Source organism: Caulobacter sp. DMC95, from assembly GCF_056313785.1.
The window spans coordinates 710,223-729,742 of the sequence record NZ_JBQUZP010000002.1 but is presented as its reverse complement, the minus strand read 5'-3'; the positions used below and the strand labels follow the sequence as shown (position 1 = coordinate 729,742).

Annotated in this window: 23 protein-coding genes; 7 read left to right on the top strand and 16 right to left on the bottom strand. The window is 66.2% G+C overall.

Features of this window, described 5'->3' with window-relative positions:
* Window positions 1-233 precede the first annotated feature (233 nt).
* Complete coding sequence (locus ACT53N_RS07490; RefSeq protein ID WP_476063302.1) at window positions 234-590, top strand: UrcA family protein; 357 nt, start codon at window positions 234-236, stop codon at window positions 588-590.
* A gap of 132 nt (window positions 591-722) precedes the next feature.
* Here the strand turns inward: ACT53N_RS07490 and ACT53N_RS07485 are convergent, their stop codons facing one another.
* From ACT53N_RS07485 to ACT53N_RS07455, 7 genes are all read right to left on the bottom strand, one after another.
* Complete coding sequence (locus ACT53N_RS07485) at window positions 723-2,141, bottom strand: NAD(P)(+) transhydrogenase (Re/Si-specific) subunit beta (protein ID WP_476063301.1); 1,419 nt, start codon at window positions 2,139-2,141, stop codon at window positions 723-725.
* Between the two features lie 28 nt (window positions 2,142-2,169).
* Window positions 2,170-2,505, bottom strand: a complete 336-nt coding sequence (locus ACT53N_RS07480) for a proton-translocating transhydrogenase family protein (RefSeq protein WP_476063300.1) — start codon at window positions 2,503-2,505, stop codon at window positions 2,170-2,172.
* A 25-nt stretch (window positions 2,506-2,530) separates the two neighbouring features.
* A complete protein-coding gene (locus ACT53N_RS07475) occupies window positions 2,531-3,673 on the bottom strand; it encodes a Re/Si-specific NAD(P)(+) transhydrogenase subunit alpha (RefSeq protein ID WP_476063299.1) in 1,143 nt (380 codons plus the stop codon).
* Window positions 3,674-3,791: 118 nt separating this feature from the next.
* The gene (locus ACT53N_RS07470) at window positions 3,792-4,022 is read right to left on the bottom strand and encodes an aa3-type cytochrome c oxidase subunit IV (RefSeq protein WP_476063298.1); all 231 of its coding nucleotides are present in this window, start codon (window positions 4,020-4,022) and stop codon (window positions 3,792-3,794) included.
* A 64-nt stretch (window positions 4,023-4,086) separates the two neighbouring features.
* Complete coding sequence (locus ACT53N_RS07465; RefSeq protein WP_476063297.1) at window positions 4,087-5,088, bottom strand: glycosyltransferase family 9 protein; 1,002 nt, start codon at window positions 5,086-5,088, stop codon at window positions 4,087-4,089.
* A gap of 71 nt (window positions 5,089-5,159) precedes the next feature.
* Window positions 5,160-6,083, bottom strand: coding sequence for an alpha/beta fold hydrolase (locus ACT53N_RS07460; RefSeq protein WP_476063296.1), 924 nt, complete (start codon window positions 6,081-6,083; stop codon window positions 5,160-5,162).
* 3 nt (window positions 6,084-6,086) lie between these two features.
* Window positions 6,087-6,560, bottom strand: a complete 474-nt coding sequence (locus ACT53N_RS07455; protein WP_096052565.1) for a PaaI family thioesterase — start codon at window positions 6,558-6,560, stop codon at window positions 6,087-6,089.
* 92 nt (window positions 6,561-6,652) lie between these two features.
* Between ACT53N_RS07455 and ACT53N_RS07450 the strand changes: the two genes are divergently transcribed.
* Complete coding sequence (locus ACT53N_RS07450) at window positions 6,653-7,153, top strand: RNA polymerase sigma factor (RefSeq protein WP_476063295.1); 501 nt, start codon at window positions 6,653-6,655, stop codon at window positions 7,151-7,153.
* Entirely contained in the window at window positions 7,143-7,730 is a 588-nt protein-coding gene (locus tag ACT53N_RS07445; protein WP_476063294.1) for a hypothetical protein, read from the top strand. The genes ACT53N_RS07450 and ACT53N_RS07445 overlap by 11 nt, the downstream gene beginning before the upstream one ends.
* Window positions 7,731-7,770: 40 nt before the next feature.
* On the opposite strand, the gene ACT53N_RS07440 is transcribed toward ACT53N_RS07445, so the two are convergent.
* The 3 genes from ACT53N_RS07440 to ACT53N_RS07430 are packed head-to-tail and all read right to left on the bottom strand — an operon-like array spanning window position 7,771 to window position 11,629.
* Window positions 7,771-9,129, bottom strand: coding sequence for an ABC1 kinase family protein (locus ACT53N_RS07440; RefSeq protein WP_476063293.1), 1,359 nt, complete (start codon window positions 9,127-9,129; stop codon window positions 7,771-7,773).
* Window positions 9,130-9,135: 6 nt separating this feature from the next.
* Window positions 9,136-10,926: a M3 family oligoendopeptidase gene (locus ACT53N_RS07435; RefSeq protein ID WP_476063292.1), complete on the bottom strand. Its 1,791-nt coding sequence runs from the start codon at window positions 10,924-10,926 to the stop codon at window positions 9,136-9,138.
* A gap of 49 nt (window positions 10,927-10,975) precedes the next feature.
* Entirely contained in the window at window positions 10,976-11,629 is a 654-nt protein-coding gene (locus tag ACT53N_RS07430; protein WP_476063291.1) for a hypothetical protein, read from the bottom strand.
* Window positions 11,630-11,926: 297 nt separating this feature from the next.
* Between ACT53N_RS07430 and ACT53N_RS07425 the strand changes: the two genes are divergently transcribed.
* Window positions 11,927-13,393 (top strand): sigma-54-dependent transcriptional regulator, encoded by a 1,467-nt coding sequence (locus ACT53N_RS07425; RefSeq protein ID WP_476063290.1) that lies wholly within the window; start codon window positions 11,927-11,929, stop codon window positions 13,391-13,393.
* A complete protein-coding gene (locus ACT53N_RS07420; protein WP_476063289.1) occupies window positions 13,393-13,494 on the top strand; it encodes a hypothetical protein in 102 nt (33 codons plus the stop codon). Before ACT53N_RS07425 ends, ACT53N_RS07420 begins: the two co-directional genes overlap by 1 nt.
* A 28-nt stretch (window positions 13,495-13,522) precedes the next feature.
* On the opposite strand, the gene ACT53N_RS07415 is transcribed toward ACT53N_RS07420, so the two are convergent.
* From ACT53N_RS07415 to ykgO, 5 genes are all read right to left on the bottom strand, one after another.
* Window positions 13,523-13,987 carry a hypothetical protein gene (locus tag ACT53N_RS07415; protein ID WP_476063288.1) on the bottom strand — a complete coding sequence of 155 codons (465 nt, stop codon included), beginning with the start codon at window positions 13,985-13,987 and terminating at the stop codon, window positions 13,523-13,525.
* Between the two features lie 300 nt (window positions 13,988-14,287).
* Window positions 14,288-14,623 (bottom strand): hypothetical protein, encoded by a 336-nt coding sequence (locus tag ACT53N_RS07410; RefSeq protein ID WP_476063287.1) that lies wholly within the window; start codon window positions 14,621-14,623, stop codon window positions 14,288-14,290.
* Between the two features lie 47 nt (window positions 14,624-14,670).
* On the bottom strand, window positions 14,671-14,940 hold the full coding sequence (gene gapR, locus ACT53N_RS07405; protein WP_010921151.1) for a nucleoid-associated protein GapR: 270 nt from the start codon (window positions 14,938-14,940) through the stop codon (window positions 14,671-14,673).
* A gap of 101 nt (window positions 14,941-15,041) precedes the next feature.
* A complete protein-coding gene (locus ACT53N_RS07400; RefSeq protein WP_476063286.1) occupies window positions 15,042-15,659 on the bottom strand; it encodes an HAD family hydrolase in 618 nt (205 codons plus the stop codon).
* Window positions 15,659-15,784: a type B 50S ribosomal protein L36 gene (gene ykgO, locus ACT53N_RS07395; RefSeq protein ID WP_004616427.1), complete on the bottom strand. Its 126-nt coding sequence runs from the start codon at window positions 15,782-15,784 to the stop codon at window positions 15,659-15,661. Before ykgO ends, ACT53N_RS07400 begins: the two co-directional genes overlap by 1 nt.
* A gap of 208 nt (window positions 15,785-15,992) precedes the next feature.
* Here ykgO and ACT53N_RS07390 point away from each other — a divergent pair, with 208 nt between their 5' ends.
* Window positions 15,993-17,294 carry a lytic murein transglycosylase gene (locus ACT53N_RS07390; RefSeq protein WP_476063285.1) on the top strand — a complete coding sequence of 434 codons (1,302 nt, stop codon included), beginning with the start codon at window positions 15,993-15,995 and terminating at the stop codon, window positions 17,292-17,294.
* Here ACT53N_RS07390 and ACT53N_RS07385 read toward each other — a convergent pair.
* Window positions 17,284-18,129, bottom strand: a complete 846-nt coding sequence (locus ACT53N_RS07385; protein WP_476063284.1) for an aldose 1-epimerase — start codon at window positions 18,127-18,129, stop codon at window positions 17,284-17,286. The two genes, ACT53N_RS07390 and ACT53N_RS07385, sit on opposite strands and share 11 nt — an antisense overlap.
* A gap of 119 nt (window positions 18,130-18,248) precedes the next feature.
* Here ACT53N_RS07385 and ACT53N_RS07380 point away from each other — a divergent pair, with 119 nt between their 5' ends.
* Complete coding sequence (locus tag ACT53N_RS07380) at window positions 18,249-19,478, top strand: winged helix-turn-helix domain-containing protein (RefSeq protein WP_476063283.1); 1,230 nt, start codon at window positions 18,249-18,251, stop codon at window positions 19,476-19,478.
* Window positions 19,479-19,520: the final 42 nt, after the last annotated feature.

Genomic DNA, 19,520 nt, shown 5'->3' with positions numbered 1-19,520 from the left:
TCGCATGAGGCAAAAACAGGGCGCAGCTTAACCATTTGCAAACCATATACTCCCGAGCCATGAACAAGAATTCTATCTATATTGCGAAAATTACATTCCGTTTAGAATATTAACGCGTCGTAATTCTCTTAATTACACGTCATGACTGAGACGTAACGGGACTTCGCGGAAGGCTACAGGTATCCAATATTCATCGGCGCACGGAACAGCGCCCAACCAGAGGGATACTTCAAATGCGCAAGTTCATCATGAGCCTGACCACCGTCGCCACCCTGAGCCTCGCCGCCGTACCGGTGCTGGGCCTGACGCAAGCCGCCAACGCTGGCGAGCGCGAGCCGAGCGTGACGATCAGCTTCGGCGACCTGAACCTGGCCGACCCGTCTCAAGCAGCTGTCTTCAAGGCTCGCGTCGACAACGCCGGCCAAGACCTCTGCCGGGCGATGCAGCGTAGCGACCAAGGCCTGGACATGACCGTCGGCGCCTGTGTGGCCAAGGTTCGCCGCGAAGCCGCCAACCAGCTGTCGACGCACCAGCGCAAAGCCCTGACCTACGCCGCCCGCGCTCAAGCGGTCGAAGTGGCCGTTAAGTGATCGACACCACCAACTCCCCCACACCACCCCGCGACAGAGGCCTCAGGTAATCCTGGGGCCTTTGTTTTGGAGCGGGCACGAAAAAGGCCCCGGCGGCGTCGCCGGGGCCTTCGTCGTTTCAGAAGTTGAGGATCAAAGACCCTTGAGGATCCCCTCGACCATCTTCTTGGCGTCGCCGAACAACATCATCGTGTTGTCGCCGAAGAACAACTCGTTCTCGACCCCCGCGTAGCCCGAGGCCATGCCGCGCTTGACGAAGAGCACTGTGCGCGCCTTCTCCACATCCAGGATCGGCATGCCGAAGATGGCGCTGGTCGGGTCGGTCTTGGCCGCCGGATTGGTGACGTCGTTGGCGCCGATCACGAAGGCGACGTCCGCCGTCGAGAACTCGCTGTTGATGTCCTCCAGTTCGAAGACCTCGTCATAGGGCACGTTGGCTTCCGCCAGCAGCACGTTCATGTGGCCCGGCATCCGGCCCGCGACGGGGTGGATGGCGTACTTCACCTCGACGCCCTCCTCCTTCAGCTTGTCGGCCATTTCGCGCAGGGCGTGCTGCGCCTGGGAGACGGCCATGCCGTAGCCCGGGACGATGATCACCTTGCTGGCGTTCTTCATGATGAAGGCCGCGTCGTCGGCCGAGCCCTGCTTGACGGGGCGCGTCTCGACCTTGCCGCCGGGGCCCGCCGCCGCGGCGTCGGCGCCGAAGCCGCCCAGGATCACCGAGACGAACGAGCGATTCATGCCCTTGCACATGATGTAGGACAGGATCGCGCCCGACGAACCGACGAGGGCGCCGGTGATGATCAGGGTGGTGTTCTCGAGCGTGAAGCCCAGAGCCGCCGCCGCCCAGCCCGAATAGCTGTTCAGCATCGACACCACGACGGGCATGTCCGCGCCGCCGATCGGGATGATCAGGGTGACGCCGATCAGCAGGCTGAGGGCGAAGATGCCCCAGAAGGCCCAGATCGCCGAACCGCCGCTGGCGACCAGCACCACGATCAGCGCCACGATAGCCACCGCGATGATGATGTTCAGCAGGTGACGGGCCGGCAGCAGGATCGGCGCGCCGCCCATGTTGCCGTTCAGCTTGGCGAAGGCGATGACCGAACCGGTGAAGGTGATGGCGCCGATGGCCAGACCCAGCGACAGCTCGATCAGACTACCGCCGTGGATGGCGCCGTCTTCACCCACGATGCCATAGGCGGCGGGCGTATAGATGGCGGCCACGGCCACCAGACAGGCGGCCATGCCGACTAGGCTGTGGAACGCGGCGACCAGCTGCGGCATCGAGGTCATGGCGACCTTGCGAGCGATCACCGCCCCGACCGCGCCCCCGACGGCGACGCCGCCAAGGATCAGGCCCAGGGTCACGGCGTCCAGCGCGCCCTGGCTCCACAGCGTGGCCAGGGTCGTGCCGACGGCGATGGACATACCGATCATGCCGTTGCGGTTGCCTGCTTGGCTAGTCACCGGGCTGGACAGGCCGCGAAGCGCGAGAATGAAGAGCACCCCGGAAACGAGGTAAAGGATGGCGGCGAGATTGGCGTTCATTGGACTGGTTCCCCCTGCTCTCGCCCGCTCACTTCTTCTCTTTCTTCTTGTACATCGCCAGCATGCGCTGGGTGACCAAGAAGCCGCCGAAGATGTTGACCGCCGCGAAAGCAGCGGCGATCGCGCCGGCGCCCTTGGAGATCCAGGTCGAGCCAGCGACGGCGCCGCCCGCGAGGTCGGCATTGGCCCCATGGGCCGCAGCGGCCAGCAGGGCGCCGACGATGATCACCGACGAGATGGCGTTGGTGACAGCCATCAGCGGCGTGTGCAGCGCGGGCGTCACGCTCCAGACGACGTAGTAGCCGACAAAGATGGCGAGCACGAAGATCGCCAGACGGAACACGGTGGGGTCGACGGCTTCCATGGGAGCCTCCCTTTCGATGCTGGAGTTAGGCGGTCTTCAGGTTCGGGTGGACGATCGCGCCGTCACGGGTGACGACGGCGGCCTGCAGGATCTCGTCCTCGAAGTTGGGGGCGAAGGCGCCCTCCTTGTTCGTGAACAGCGACGACAGGGCGAACAGATTGCGGGCGTAGAGCGCGCTGGCGTCAGCGGCGATACGGCCGGGCAGGTTGGCGTGGCCGAGGATCTTGGCGCCGTTGGCGGTGACAACGGTCTCGTTCAGCTTGGCGCCTTCGACATTGCCGCCCTGCTCAATCGCCAGATCGACCAGGATCGAGCCCGGCTTCATCGAGGCCACCTGGGCGGCGCTGACCAGCTTGGGCGCGGGGCGCCCCGGGATCAGGGCCGTGGTGATGACAATGTCCTGCTTGGCGATGTGGCTCGAGACCAGCTCAGCCTGCTTGGCCTGGTACTCCTTGGACATCTCCTTGGCGTAGCCGCCGGCGGTCTGGGCGTTCTTGAACTCTTCGTCCTCGACGGCCAGGAACTTGGCGCCCAGCGACTCGACCTGCTCCTTGGTGGCCGGACGCACGTCGGTGGCGGTGACCACGGCGCCCAGACGGCGGGCCGTCGCGATGGCCTGCAGGCCCGCGACGCCGACGCCCATGATGAACACCTTGGCCGCGGCGACGGTGCCGGCGGCGGTCATCATCATCGGCAGGGCCTTGCCATAGGCTTCGGCCCCTTCGATCACCGCGCGATAACCGGCGAGGTTGGCCTGGGACGACAGCATGTCCATGACCTGGGCGCGGGTGATGCGCGGGATGAACTCCATGGCAATCGCGGTCGCGCCGGCCTTCGCCAGGGCGTCCAGCGTCTCCTTGTCCTGGTAAGGATTCAGCGCAGCGGCGACGATGGCGCCTTTCTTCAGAGCCGCGATCTCGGCGGACTCGGGCGCGCGCACCTTGAACAGGACGTCGGCGTCCTTCAGCGCGTCCTTGGCGGTCTTAGCGATCTTGGCGCCGGCCGCTTCGTAGTCGGCGTCTGGATAGGACGCGGCCGTCCCAGCCCCGGCCTGAACGACGACAGAGAAACCGGCCGCGCCGAGTTTCTTGACCGTTTCAGGCGTGGCTGCGACCCGCGTTTCGTTGGCGCGGGTCTCTTTCGTGACGGCGATGACGGCCATCGGCATTCCCCTCCCCAGAGCGGTGTTACCTCACCAGCATGCGGGGCTCTGTAGGGGATAGTCTTGCCTCTTGTCGAGGCATGACGTGCACGTCAGGGAAAAATTATACCGATGGCCACCGGTGTCAGTGGCTTTGAGTGGGCTTTTCCTTGAGAAGCACCACACCCAGCGCCAGCAGGACCACCGAAGCGATAGCGCTACCAATGAACCCAGCCGGCGTGCAGAACAGCAGGGTGATGAAGAGCAGCAGGACCGCAACGGCCAGCGAGCCCCACTTGGTCATCTTGCCGAACGCGTCGTAGGTGGCAGCTTGCTCGTGGATGTCCATCTCACCGCGGTGATAGTCGCCGGCCATGTGTCGTCCTCAGGAAAGAAAAGAAGAAACCGAGTTCGCCCGATACAACGCGGGCGGCGAAGGCTCAAGCGCGCGCATCGCCCCAGCGCTCGGCGACGAAGCGCGCGCGCACGGCCGCGACCGCTTCGTCGACGGTAATATCCGAAATCCGGCCCTGCCCGCCATCCAGACGCGACAGCCAGCGCGAGTAGGCCGGAACGGGCGCCGTGCCCATCAATCCGACGCAAGGCACGCCCACCGCAGCCGCCACGTTCAACGCGCCTGAGTCGTTGCCCAGGAAGCCGGCGGACAGCGAGATCAGCGCCGCCGACTGGTCGAGAGGCAGATCGCAAGCCACCACGTTTCCAGTCATGTCGCCGACAGCCGCCTTCGCCGCTTCCGCCTCGTGCGGACCGCCAATCCAGAACACCGTGCCGAAGAGGTCGGAGAGCCTTTGAGCCGTCTCGGCGAAGCGCAACGCCGGCCAGGTTCGGGCCGGTTCGCTGGCGCCGATCCCGAGGCACAACCACGGCCCGGGGCGGTCGGCGTACTTGGCTTTCACAGCCGCCAGGGCTTCGGGGTCAAGCTTCAGCGCCGGCTCCCGGCTGGCGACCACGAGACCATGCGCCTTCTCGAACGCCTCGAGCTTGTCGATCCGGTGCGCGGGCCGCATGACCTTGGGGAGGAAGGGCCCGGTCGTCAGAAAGCGCTCCTGGCCATGACCGAGGCCAAAGCCACGTCGCTCAGGCACCCTCGCAAGGGCCGCAGCGATTGCCGGGCGGTCGATCTTTTCCAAGATCCAGACCGCGCGCGGCTTTTGCGCCCGGCAAATCCGATAGAAGTCGAGCGTCTCACGGACGCCCTTCAGGCGATCCTTGTAGTGCGGTGCGTAGAGCACCCGTTCGACCGACGGCTCGACCTTCAGCACCTCGGCGGCCCGGCTCGACGGGCGCGCGACCAAGACCACCTTGTCTTCAGGCGTTGTGGCCGCGATCGCGCGGATCGTCGGCAAGTGCCACATCAGGTCGCCGATTCCGCGATCGGGCGCGTAGACGAGGACGGGGCCCTGGAACGGCGATACGGACAAGTCGGTTAGTCTCTCGGCGGCCTGCTCCGCGATTACCGGTCGCAGATCGCCTTGTCACCCGTCGCGAGACCTCAGGGCCAATTGGCCAGCAGACCGCGCAATCCTGCGACACAGGCGAGAGGCTGGTCCACCATGACGTGATGGTCGGCGTCCGGAATGGCGAGCTTCAGCACGGTCTCCGGCATGCGCCCCACCATGTAGGCGAGCGTCTCCTCGGTCATCAGGTTTGACCGCTCGCCCCAGGCCAAGGCGGTCGGGCAGGCGATCTGGGGCAACAGGTCGCCCAGGTCCGGCATCTTGAAATTGCGCCAGAGATCCGGATCGAACTTCCAGGTCCATCCCTCAGCAGTTTCCTTGAGCGAGCGCCTCGCGATGAAGTCCGCGATATAGAGGTTCTCACACCCCTGAGGCGGCGCCAGGCGAAAGCGCGTCAGGGCCTCTTCCAAGGTCTCATAGGCTGGCGCGCCCTTGCCCGAACGCGGCGGAGGCCCCTTCCAGCGCTTTTCGGGCGGCTGGATCGTGGTGTCGAGCAGGATGGCCCCGCGCAGGCGGTCGGCGTGCCGCGCGGCGCAATACAGCGTCGGGAAGCCGCCGAACGAATGGCCCACCACGATCGGCTTGACGCCGCCGGCCTCAAGACCCGCGGCTTCCACAGCCGCGAAGATCTCAGCGGCGAAGAGTTCGGCGGTGTAGGCCTCTCGCCAGTCGCTGCCCCCCATGCCCGACCACGAGATCGCCGCCACGCGCCAGTCCTTGGCGAAGAACGGCGCGATGAAGCTCCACCAGTCAGCGTGTGCGCCATTGCCATGCAAGAGCAGCAGACCCGGCTTGCCGACCTCGCCCCAGGTCAGAAGCTCGATATTCGCCCCCTCGACCGGGATCATCGTACGCTCAGGCGTTTGGTCGATCGCAGCGTCGAACCATGAGGGAGCCGGAGGCGGCGCGCCCATGAACGGCGCGAGCAGAGAGGCTGGCGCGGATTGGTCGTCGGCCATCGGTTAAGCCTCTTCCTTATAAGCCAGTTCGCCGGGCCGCGGCTTTCGCGGACTCAGCGCCTTGAAGACGCCGGTGCCGGTGATCAGGGTTCGATCGCCCGACCAGATCCGGCCGCGAACCGTGAACAGCAAGTCCTCCTCGCCGATCAATTCGCCCTCGCCCTCCACCCAGTCGCCGAGCTTCGCGCCGGAAAGAAAGTCGCACATCAGCCGCACGGTGACCCAGCTGTAGGACTTCTGCAGCGAGATGATCCGCCCCCAGGCCATGTCGGCGAAGCTCATCAGCATGCCGCCATGGCAGTTGCCCAGGCCGTTGGTGTGGTGCTCCTCCACGCGGAAGGCCAAGCGCGCCTGGCCGGGCCCCTCGCGATGCTCGAACAACGGCCCGATCTGTCGGCCAAAGCCGCGCGACCAATTGAGTTGAGAGAAGCCGTCCGGAATCGCGGCTGTCTGGGCGTCTGTCAGATCATCGGACATGCCGTCAGGCTAACAAGCGTTTGAAAAAAGGAAAGCCTTCCGTAAGGACGACGCTCCGGCCGGCGTCTAACCTTTCGAAACAGGGGGATGGCTTGGGCCGAGACCACGACAATTTCGCCGACTGGCTGGCGCCGCATCTGCCGATGCTGCACCGGACGGCGAGGGCGTTTGCCGAAGCGGCGGATCAGCACGATCTGCTGCAGGAGCTCACCGTGGCGCTCTGGCGGGCCCGTCCCCGCTTCCGCGCGGAGAGCGCGACCGGAACCTTCGCCCACCGGGTGGCGCACAACGCCGCCCTGACCTGGAAGCGAGGCGAGGTCCGCCGGCGGCTGCGCGGCGTGACGGTCGAGGCCGAACTGCTGGTCCGCGACGCCGGCGAGGATCCGCAAGGTCCGCTCCTGGAGCGGCTCTATGCGGCGATCCGCACCCTGGCCCCGGTCGAGCGGTCGCTGGTCCTGCTGTCGCTGGACGGCTTGCCCTATGCCGAGATCGCCCGGCTGCACGGGCTTTCGGAGAGCAATGTCGGCGCGCGGCTGACCCGCCTGCGCCAGCGGCTCTCGACCTTGGTGAAGGAGGACGCCGATGGACTTTGAGCGCCTCGAACAGGCCTGGCGGTCGGAGGCCAACCGCCCGACCGAAGACCAGCAGGCCCGATTGATGGAGGAACTGATGACGATGCTGAACGCCCGCCGCAGAACGGAATTCATGCTGGCGGCCATCCCCTTTGGGGCGATGATCGTGTTCACGGTCGTGGCCGGGGTGGCCGCCTCTCGAGGCGACGCCTTCGCGCATGATTGGCCGGGACTGGCGATGCTGGGCGTCTGCTGGGCGGCGCTGATCGGCGTATTCTGGAACGGCTTCCGAGCCCGCCGCCGCCACACCGGCCAGCCCATGCGCGACACCCTCGAAAGCCTTCTGGCCCGAAACCAGGCGGCGCGGCGAAACTTCAAGACCTTCTGCGCTTTGACGCCCGTGTTTCTGTTCCCGTTGTGGATAGCCCTCGATCACCTCAAGGACGACGGTCGTATGAGCGCCGCCGCAGGCTTCCAGGCCATGGCGCTTTGCGTCTTCGCCCTGGCGGCCAGCTATGGCTGGAACACCCTGCGCTTCTATTGGGTGATGAAGCCCGAGCAGCGGCGACTGGAGGAGCTTCTCCGGGCGTATGAGTAACCCTACTCCGCTCTCCCCGGCGAAAACCGCGGAGAGCGGATTATTGTATGCCAACTCTGGAAAGCGCCATCCGCTGCCTTTCGGCGACTGCCTCTTCGGAGAAGCCTTCCAGAGAGGCCTCGAACAGCTGCTTCCAGTTATGGCTGGCGCCCAGGTGCAGGAAGGCCGCCCCGAGACCGATGGCGGCGCGGTCCATGAACACGAACTCTCGCGGGATCGTAACGCCGCCGACGGCCTTGAGCGCCTGACGCACCTTGAAGGCCTCGCGGCGGCCGTATTCACCAGGGGGCACGTCATCGGCCACGGTGCGGACCCGGTCGTCCAGCAGAGGCCCATAGATGAACCGCGCCCAGACGTTCAGCGCGTCGACCAGAGGATCGCTGAGCCCCTGGAAGCCCCAGCTGCGATAGGCCTCGACCTGCTCGGCGCGATCATCGTTGGCCAGGGCGCGATAGAGCCTCACCACCCCAGCCACGAACTTCGGCGGAAAAATGCGGATGCAGCCGAAATCGAGAAGGTTCAAGTGCGCCGCCCCCTCGCCGCCGAAGGTGTAGTTCCCCAGGTGCGGGTCGCCATGGATGATCCCCAGATGAGTCATCGGGCTCCACCAGGCCTCGAACAAGAGCGCGGCGATGCGGTCGCGAACCTCTTGCGGCGCGGTCTTGAAGGTCAGCAGCCCATGACCCTCCAGCCAGGTCATAGACAGCAGCCGTCCGGTCGAAAGCTCCGGCACGGGCGACGGCGTCCGGATATCTGCGCGATCGGCGAAGAAGTTGGCGTAGACCGCCATCAGCTTGGCTTCGCGGGCGTAGTCCAGCTCCTCACGCAGGCGATCGCCGATCTCGACAATAGCCTCGGACGGGTCGAGCGCGCCATCCATTCGCTTGATGAGGGCGATCAAGGCGCGCAGTTGGCCAAGATCGCTTTCGACCGCGCTCTGCATGTCTGGATACTGCAGCTTCACCGCCAGGGCGCGACCGTCATGCGTCGTAGCGCGATGAACCTGACCCAGCGAGGCGGCGGCGGCGGCCTCGTGCTCGAAACTGGCGAACCGCGCCTGCCAATCCGCGCCGAGTTCGGCCGCCATGCGCCGGCGGACGAACGGCCATCCCATGGCAGGCGCATTGGTCTGCAGCTCGGCCAGCTCCTTGGCGAACTCGGGCGGCAGCAGGTCAGGCACCGTGGCGAACATCTGGGCCGCCTTCATCAGTGGCCCCTTCAAGCCGCCAAGCGCCGCCTTGAGCGCCTTGGCGTTACGCGCGTCGGCCTCATCGCCGCCGAACATCCGGTTGGCGCCGTATGACACAGCCGCGCCCGACAAGCCCGCGCCCACTTTGGCGAAGCGGGAAAGCCGGCCGGTCAGTCGGTCACGTTCGGGGTCGCGGGCGTCGTCGGCCATGTCACCTCACACCAGGGTTTCGAACTCGTCGACCAACCGCTCGAGTTGGGCGCAGCCGGCGGCCCAGAAAGCCTTGTCCCGCGGGTTCAAGCCAAAGGGCTTCAGCGCCTCCACATAGGTGCGCGTGCCGCCCGCCGCGAGGAGATCCTCGTAGAGCGGCGCGAAGGTTGCGGGATCCTCACGGCGCTTTTCCATCAGGCCTCGAACCAGGAGATCACCGAAGGCATAGGCGTAGACATAGAACGGGGCGTGGCAGAAGTGGCTGACATAGGCCCAGTAGTGCTCATAGCCGGCGTTCAGCTTCACCGCCGGCCCCAGGCTCTCGCCCATGACGTCCAGCCAGAGCGCGCCGATCTGGTCCGGTGAGAGCTCGCCGTCCTGACGGGCCTCGTGGAAGCGGCGCTCGAACCGATGGAAGGCGATCTGGCGGACGACGGTGTTGAGGCCGTCCTCAATCTTGCCCGCCAGCAGACCCTTGCGGTCCTCCGGCGTAGCTTCGGCCAGCAGGCGATCGAACACCAGGCCCTCGCCGAAAATGGATGCGGTCTCGGCCAAGGTCAGCGGCGTGTCGGCCAGCAGCGTCCCCAGAGGCTGGCACAGGGTCTGATGGACAGCGTGGCCCAGCTCGTGCGCCAGGGTCAGGACATCCCGGCGCTCGCCCATGTAGTTCATGAACACGAATGGGTGCCGATCGGCCGTCACAGGGTGCGCGAAGGCGCCCGATTGCTTACCCGGGCGCGGCCGGGCGTCGATCCAGGGCTTGTCGAAGAACACCCGGGCGGCGTCGGCGAACTTGGGCGCCAGGTCCTGGAAGCTGTCCAGCACCATGTCCTTGGCCTCGTCCCAGGCGTAGGCGCGCGGGGCGGCGGTGGTGAGGGGCGCGTTGCGGTCCCAGTAGTCCAGCGCCTGAACGCCCATGACCTTGGCCTTCAGCGCATAGTAGCGATGCGACAGGCGCGGATAGGCTTCAACCACCGCCTGCTCCAGGGCGTCCACAGCATCGGCGTCGACCTCGTTGGCGAGGTGGCGCGACTGGGCGGGCGTCTCGTAACGCCGCCAGCGGTCCTCGACCTGCTTTTCGAACGCCAGGGTGTTCAGCACCAGCGCTTGGGTCGACGCACGAGCCTCCAGCGCCGCAGCCAGACCGTCGGCGGCGGCCTTGCGACGCTCGACGCTGGGATCGGAGAGGCGATTGAGGGCTTCGGCGAGCGTGAGGGTCTCGTCACCGACGGTGGCGGTCAGCTTGGCCAGGGTCTCGTCGTACAGCCGCACCCAGTTGGCGACCGCTGGGGCCTTGTCGACGATGAAGCGCTCAAGCTCCGGCGACAGCTCGTGCGGCCGCGACAAGCGCACGCGGCGCAGCCACGGCGCCCAGCGCGCCGCCTCAGGATGCGCCACCAGCGCCTTGGCGATCTCGCTGTCTTCGAGCTGGTTCAACTCCAACGTGAAGAACAGGCTCTCGGCGGCGATCTGGGAGGAACGGGCCCGCAAGTCCGCCTCGAACTTGGCCCAGGCCGGATCGTCCCGCGCGACAGAGGCCGCCAAGCCCGCATAGGCGCCCACGCTCCACAGGCCGTTGGTCGCCTGTTCGTAGAGTGTGATCCCGCGATCCAGCAGTACGCCTAGCCGTTGAGGCTCCTTACGCGCCTCCAGGAACAGCCCCTCCAAAGACGCCAGCTCATCATTGGCGGCCTTGGCCGCGGCGAGGTCGGTCTCGATCCTCGGATCGTCACGGCCGCAGTAGAGGTCGGTCAGAGTCCATTCGGGCGGGGCGTCGGGTTTGAAGGGCGCGTTCATAGGTCAGCAGATAGGGCTCTCGCCCCCCAAGGCGCAATGCTTCGGCGCCCTAGGTTCGGTCTTTGCGCGCTCTGAACTCCGCGAGGAACGCCACGAGGCCCACGGCCAGATAGGTCGCGAGGGCCGAAGATCCGAGGCCGACCGGATCGTCGGCCAACGGCTTCAGCAGCGGGACGACCTGCAAGACAAGCAGAAAGCCCAGGAAGACCACGGCGCCGCCCCAGCCAAGCCCGTCCTTGCCACGCCGCCAGGCCCAGGCCGCGCCCGCTATCCCCAGGAGCCCCATCTCGACAGCCTGCTCCAGAACCGCGTGGTCCCAGAGGCCAAGCCCAACCTTGGGCCCGCTCCACAGAAGCGGCAGGTCAGGACGGTGGACCAGGAAGTCGAGCAGCCAATGCGAGAGCACAGCCAGGCCGATGAACAGGCCTGCGCGTCGGGGCAGTTTCAGGAGCAGGGCGAGCACCGTCGCCACGCCCACGGACCAGAGGACGGCGGCCGGAAGGCTATGGCTATACGGCATATGGGAAAGCACCAGCGCGCTCCCCGGCAGGCTGTGATCCACAGACACCTTCTCGACGCCTGCGATGATCAGGCCGCCCCAAGCGATGTCGACGGCCTGACAGGCGAGAACGTAGCTCCAGAGCGGCGCCCGGGGCTCGATCGCCTTGGCCACGAGCGCGCCTGCATAGTGTCCAACGAACATGCCTTCCCCCGCCCCTGGTTTGAGGCCCTGCGCTCCGGCAGGCCCAGCCCCACGATCCTCGTCGGCGCCCAGGAAGTCCAGCCGAGCCACGGCCCCGCCAGACGCAAGGCGCAGTCGTCACCCGCCCCTCCGTCACCGGGTCGTCAGCAGCATCGCCCCCGGAAGTCACTCTTAACTATAAGATTTAAGGTTCGCGACACCTCTGCGAAAGCCGGTGTTTACCCACGACCTGTATCACTCTGAACCAACAAGAGCCCTGCTCCATGTGGGCATGGCCGGTTCTGGTGGATGTGCCCAATGACCAAAACGGTCCTTGTCGTCGATGACGACCCGACACAACGTCGGCTGATTCAAGCGGTGCTCGAGCGCGATGGGTTCGCGGTCTCGCACGCTGAAGGCGGTGATGCGGCGATCGCGCACCTGACGTCGGGCGCCCCCGCTGACGTGATCCTGCTAGACCTCGTCATGCCCGGCCTGAACGGTCAGGACACGCTGAAGGAAATGCGCGCGCGCGGCTTCCAGCAGCCTGTGATCGTCCTGACGGCCAGCGGCGGCGTCGACACCGTGGTCAAGGCGATGCAGGCCGGCGCCTGCGACTTCTTCATCAAACCCGCCTCGCCCGAACGGATCACCGTGTCGATCCGCAACGCCCTGTCGATGGGCGACCTGAAGGGTGAGGTCGAGCGGCTGACCAAGCGCGCAGGCGGCAAGACCACCTTCGCCGACCTGATCGGCGCGTCGCCGGTGATGACCATGGTCAAGCGCATGGGCGAACGGGCCGCCAAGAGCGCCATTCCCGTGCTGATCACCGGCGAAAGCGGCGTCGGCAAGGAGTTGATCGCGCGCGCCGTGCATGGCTCGTCAGATCGCGCCGGCAAGCCGTTCGTGGCCGTCAATTGCGGCGCGATCCCCGAAAACCTCGTCGAGTCGATCCTGTTCGGCCACGAGAAGGGCAGCTTCACCGGCGCTACCGACAAGCACCTGGGCAAGTTCAAGGAAGCCGACGGCGGCACCCTGTTCCTCGATGAGGTGGGCGAGCTGCCGCTGGACATGCAGGTCAAGCTGCTGCGGGCCCTTCAGGAGGGCGAGATCGACCCCATCGGTTCGAAGCGCTCGATCAAGGTCGACGTCCGTATCGTCTCGGCCACCAACCGCGATCTGCAGCAGGCGGTCTCAGCCGGCCGCTTCCGCGAGGACCTCTTCTATCGGCTGAATGTCTTCCCGATCGAGGCGCCGTCGCTGCGCGAGCGTCGTGAGGACATTCCGGCCCTCGTCGAGGCCTTCATTCGCCGTTTCAATGTCGAGGAAGGCAAGCGCGTCATCGGCGCCTCGCCCGAGACGATTCAACTGCTGACCGCCTTCGATTGGCCGGGCAATGTCCGCCAGCTGGAGAACACGGTGTACCGCGCCATCGTTCTGGCAGATGCGCCCTACCTGCAGCCCTTCGACTTCCCGGCCATCTCGGGCCTCGCCGCGCCGATCGAGGCGGTCTCGGTTGCGCCTGCGCCGCCGCCAGCGGCCCTGCTGCAAGCTACTCACGCCGCCATGGCCGCATCCATCGGCGATGCGCCCGTACGCATTCTCGATGATCGCGGCCATCTGCGGACGCTGGAAGAGATCGAGCGCGACCTGATCCAGCACGCGATCGATGTATACGCCGGCCATATGAGTGAGGTGGCGCGCCGCCTCGGCATTGGTCGCTCGACCCTCTATCGCAAGGTTCGCGAGCAGGGCATCGAGGTCGACATGAAGGAGGCGGGCTGATGAGCCCGCTGATCCTTCGGCCGCTATCGCGCGAACAGCGCCTGAAGGCGCTGCTGAAACCTGCGCGCGCGAACCCCAAACAGGTTTCAGCCAAGACCTGAGAGGCCGGGGGTCCCGGCCTCCGCGATCTCAGTGGCCTGACGCGGCGAGAAAACTCTCCCCAGCTTCGTCACGGTCGGTCGGCTCTTCGACCCTGACCCACCCCGCACCGGAGCGCCTCACCAACCCTTCGATCTCAAGGGGTTCGAGTTCGCGTCCCACCAAAGCGGGCGTAATCGGGCGGCTCCAGCGGTGATCCAGCTGGCGGGCGATCTCCGTCTCGTTGAGACCTGGCGCCTGGGCCAACGTCATCAAGATCATGTCACGGGTCGAGCGACCGCGACGGCCGCGCTTGCCCGGCGTCGGCGGCGCGAAGGCGGGCGTCTCGCCGGTCGTCAGGCGCTCGGCCATGCCGGCCTGTCGCAGCGCGTCGAGCGCCAAGAGGATGGCTCTCAGTTCGCTTTCAAACGGGGCTTGAGCCCGCCGCTGAGCTTCAACCATGCGGGATTCCAGCTCCGCCTTGCGGCGCAGCAGATATTGATATGTGGTCGCCATTGTCCTTAGTTCCGAGACGTCGTGAGGACACGCAGCGCCCGCCGCTGGGGAACGCCCCGCGCGCTTCGATCCTGGAACCGCGTACCGCCCGCAGCCCAGAGCCTCACAACAAGAAAACCATTAACTCTTTACAATTGTTCACATTTTCCCCCCGAGCGGTTACCAATACCTTAACGCGGTTCAACGAACGGCAGTTTTTGGTAAGCCTTTGGGACGAAAATTCCAGATTGTGGGGACCGGCGTGTCGCACGGGTAAATTGCGCGCCGTGACACGCCGCCTAACGCCCGGAGGACGGCAGATCAATCGTCGTCTTGAGAGGTCGTGGCCGAAGCGCGGCCCGACTGTCCAAAGCCCTTGCCGCGCCTCATGGGCTTCTTCTCGCCCTTGGCCTTCCGGACGATTTCCTTGAGCTTGATCGTCTGGTTGCCAGAGAGGGCCTGGCCTCGAGCGCCCTTCTCCGGATCAGCGAAGGCGCGTCCGTAGGTCTCCACCCGCTGCGCGACGCTGCTCAGGAACTCGCCCTCCCACTCGGAGAGCTCTACGCCTGACTTTTCAGCCGCGCGGCGCGCACGCTTCAGGGCGTTCAGCGCGGCGCGTTTGGCTTGTTCCTTGGGGTCAGGCGGCTTGGCGCGCATGGCCGGAGACTATCCCGCACCCCGCACGCCAAAGCACGCTGAAAAATCTAGATTTCGCCGATGGCCGACAGATAGAGGTCCAGGATGGCGTCCTCTTCCTGGCGCTTGGCCCGGTCCTGCTTGCGTATACGAACGACCTTCTTCAGCACCTTGACGTCGAAGCCGTTGCCCTTGGCTTCGGCGTAGACCTCCTTGATCTGCTCCATGATCTCGGCCTTCTCGACTTCGAGACGCTCGACGCGCTCGATGATCGACTTCAGCTGGCCCTGGGCGGTCGAGTTCAGGACGTCGGTGTGGGGAATGGCGTCGTCGGCCATGGGAGCGTCTCGCGAAAGTCAGGAATTCAGGAGGCGCGGAACCTAGTGCGAAGGCGGCCTGCTGGGAAGCGCGATTCCGTCCAAGGCGGGACCGATTGCGCCTAGAGCAGGCCGTGGCCGGCGACCGCGTCACGCAAGGCGCCGGGCTCGGTGAAGTGATGGGTGTGAAAGCCCATGTCACGGGCTGAGGCGATGTTGGCTGCGCTGTCGTCGATGAACAGAAGATCATGCGCCGACAGGCCTGTGCGCTCGAGAACGATCTCGTAAATTCTGGCGTCGGGCTTGATCACCCCCTCGTCACCCGAAACCACAGCGTCCCGGAAGCGTCCGAAGTGCGCGGGCGAAATCGCCTGAACGATTGGCCACTTGCTTTGCGGCATGTTGGTGAGGGCGAACTGCGGCACGTCGCGAGCGGCCAACGCCTCGATGACCGCAGCCGTCTCGGGGATGGGCCCAGACAGCATCTCGTGGAAGCGCTCATCCCAGGCGCGGATGTGCTCGACATGTTCGGGGAAACGGTCGATCAGCGGCGCAGCGTTGTCGACGAACGAGACGCCGCGATCGTGCTCGACATGCCAATCCAGCGTGCAGACATGCGAAAGGAACCGGTCGAGATCGGCCGGCTCCTTGAAGATCTTCGCATACAGTGCGCGGGGGTCCCAGCGCACGATGACGTTGCCGACATCCCAGAGAACGGCTCTGGGACGAGGGCGCGTCATCAGCCTTGCTTGGCCTTGAAGCGCGGGTCGGTCTTGTTGATGATGTAGATCACGCCCTTGCGGCGGACCATCTTGCAGTCGCGGTGGCGACCCTTGAGCGATTTCAGCGAGCTGCGAACCTTCATGACCGTCTCTGTCTGTACTCAGCGGAGAGGTTCGGGCGCGCACAAGACGACGGCCGGAACGTCCGGGTGTTTCGGAGGCGGTGCGTATAGTCAGGACGCGGGCCCGAGTCAATGCGCTCTGGGTCTTTCGCGGCGTCGGACGGGAACTTCACGCGTCTGGCGCGCTTGTGATTGAAGCTTTCATACGAACCCCGGTAGCTTCCAGTCCATGGCCATGGATCGTCGCGTCTTTCTCGTTCTCCTGCTCGCTGGCTGCGCGGACACCTCTCCGCAAGGACCGCTGACCGCAATCAGCCCTCCGCCGCCGCCCGCGCCCAAGGCCGAGGCGGCCGCCGCCACCGCGCCGACGCCGCAGACGCCGGTCCCGGCCGGCGAACTGGCCTTCGACACCTGGATGCAGGACTTCCGCGGCCGCGCCCTAGCCGCTGGGCTGTCGGCGGATCTCCTCGACCGCGAGCTGGGCGGCGTGATTCCCGACCCCCGGGTGATCAGCCTCGACAGCCGCCAGCCCGAGTTCTCCAAACCTGTCGGCGACTACATCCGCGGCGTGATCAGCGAAGACCGCGTCGCTCTCGGCCGCAACAAGCGTGAACAGCTACCCTTCCTGGCGGAGATCGAGGCTCGATACGGCGTGCCGCGCGACATTCTCCTGGCGGTCTGGGCCATGGAGTCGGCGTTCGGACAGCTCCAGGGAAATTTCGACGTCGTGCGCTCGATGGTGAGCCTTTCGGCCGACGGCCGCCGGCGCGCGTGGGCCGAAGGTGAGCTGATCGCGGCACTCAAGATCATCGACTCGGGCGAGGTGACACGCGCTCAGCTTAAGGGGTCGTGGGCTGGGGCCATGGGCCAGACCCAGTTCATTCCGACCAGCTTCAGGGCTACGGCCGTTGACTTCGACGGCGATGGACGACGCGACATCTGGGGTTCAGACGCCGACGCCCTGGCCTCCGCCGCCAACCTTCTGACCCGTGGCGGCTGGAAGCGGAACGTGGGCTGGGCCAAGGAAGTGATCCTGCCGCCTGGCTTCGACTACTCCGTCACCGAAGGCCCTCGGGAGATTCCGGCCTGGTGGGAAGCCCGCGGCGTGCGGCGCGCCGACGGCCTGCCCTGGACGGCGCAGGACGCGGCCTCCCCGGCCATGCTGATCCTGCCGGCCGGCGCGGCGGGGCCGGCGTTCCTGGCCCTGCCCAACCACTTCGCGATCCGGACTTATAACAACTCCACGTCCTACGCCCTGGGCATCGGTCTGCTGGCCGACCGGTTCGCTGGCGGCGCGCCGCCCATCACGCCTTGGCCGGTGGAGACGCCGCTGTCGATGTCGGATCGGATGGCCGCCCAGATCGCCCTGGCGCGGGTGGGTTTCAACCCAGGCCCCGCCGACGGCGTGATCGGCGCAGGCACCCGCCGCGCTCTACGTGCGTGGCAGCAAAGCCAGCAGCTGCCCGCTGACGGCTACCTGTCCAACGATATGGTCGCCCGCCTTAAGGCGCAGGCGGGGATCAGCCCGTAACGATCTCCATCCAGATCGAGCGCCGCTCGCCGGGGCGCAGCGCCATCATGCCGGTCTCGCCCTCTCCGAATGGATTGGGGCGGCTGGCGCACGGCTCCACGCAGTAGTAGCCCTCGCCCGGCGGCACATAGATGTGCAGCCAAGCGCAGTCCGCCGAAGCCGTGATGATCGTGTCTGGCTGGCCCGGCGCGCTGAGCACCGCGCGCTGGTCCCAGCCGGTGTAGCAGTGATCGATCAGCGCGTGACCAGCCACAGGCGCACTGGCGGCCCAGTCGGGTCCCCACGGCCCCTCCTGGCGCATAGTCGGCAAGATGTCAGCGTCGATCAGCCAGACCCCGTCGTTGAGCGCCGCCAGGCGCTCGCCCGGCCTCGCAGGAAAATAGGGATGGAAACCCAGGCCCGCAGGCATGGCTTTCTCACCGGTGTTGATGACCGTTAGGGTGGCCCGAAAACCTGCTTCGCGCAGTTCAAAGACCTGCTCGGCGCGATACGACCAAGGCCAATCGCCGGCGATATGCTCAAGGGACAGGACAGCCTCTCCGTCCTCAGCCCTTTCAACGGCCCAGGGCGCGCGCCAGCCTTGGCCATGCAGCGGGTGCGGATGCCCCTGAAGGTTCGGCTGCAGGACCACTGTCCGGCCATCAAACACGAACTGGCCGTTCGGAATGCGATTGCAGAACGGAACCAGCGGGAAGCTCGCCGTCAGCAAGGCGTCTCTAGCCCCCGCCGCCATCGGCCGCAGTATGTTGCGCCCCTCGACTGTAAACGCCGCCACCGCGCCGCCGACCTGCGGCGCGAGCACCAGGCGTGCTCCGCCCTTCTCGATGGCGACCATTCTGCGCTCTCCCGGGAATTGATCATCGCATCGGTAGGGGGGTTTGGCGTTCAGGCCAAGCTTCATGGTAGCGGTCTCATCGCCTTGCGCCCCGGTAAGCGCCAAGCTCAACTGGCGCCATGGTCGAAACCCTCTCTCCTCAAGACGCGCGACGCATCGCGCTGGCGGCGCAAGGCTTCGGGCGCGCTCGCCCGAGCAAGCCAGGAAGGCGTCACCTTCTATCGACGATCGAGGCCCTCGGGGTGGTGCAGATCGACTCGGTCAACGTCGTCTCGCGATCGCACTATCTGCCGTTCTTCTCTCGCCTGGGGGCCTATGATCGCGCCCTGCTCGAAGACCTCGCCTGGGGCCGCAACCCTGCTCTCGCCGAGTACTGGGCCCACGAAGCATCTCTGACCCCGCTCGCCACCCACCCCTTGTTGCGCTGGCGGATGCAGGACGCGCGCGACGGCGCAGGCGTCTGGAAGAACGTGGCGAGCTTCCTGCGCAGCCACGCGGACTTCATCGACGAGGCCCTGCGAGCCGTCGACCAGCGCGGTCCGCTCGCCGCATCAGACCTGGAGCTTGGCGCGAAAGGCGCGGGCGGCTGGTGGGGCTGGAGCGAGGGCAAGCGCGCGATGGAGTGCCTGTTCTGGACCGGACGCCTGACCACCGCCACACGGCGCGGCGCCTTCGAGCGCGTCTACGACCTCCCTGAGCGGGTCTTGCCCAAGGCCATCCACGAAACTCCGACGCCTGAACGCGGCGAGGCTTGCCGCGCGCTGCTCAAGATCGCCGCCCGGGCGATGGGCGTGGCGACGGAACGCGACCTGCGCGACTATTTCCGCTTGAATCTGACCGATGCGCGCGAGGGCGTCGCCGCCCTAGCCGCCGAACGCGCCCTCGTCCCGGTTGAGGTGAAGGGCTGGGATCAGCCCGCCTATCTCTGGCCGGAAGCCCGTCGCCCGCGGTCGATCAAGGCCACCGCCCTGCTCTCGCCGTTCGACAACCTGATCTGGTTTCGCGAGCGCGCCGAGCGCCTATTCGACGTACGCGTGCGCCTTGAAATCTACACGCCGGCCCACAAGCGCACCCACGGCTACTATGTCCTGCCCTTCCTTCAGGATGAGCGGATCACGGCGCGCGTGGACCTCAAGGCCGATCGCAAAGCGGGACGGCTGTTGGTGCTTGCGGCCCATGCTGAGCCCCATGCCGACGAGGAGACACCCAGAGCGCTGGCGGCGGAACTGGCGCTCATGGCCCAGTGGCTCGGCCTTCGCACGGTCGAGGTCAGGCCTGTCGGCGACCTCGCCCCCGCCGTGGGTTTGGTCGTCGGCTCGCATGCCGAAGGTGGCTCGACCGGACTGTAAACCATTGTAAAAATGCCGCCTCAGGTCGAGCGTACAGGGGCG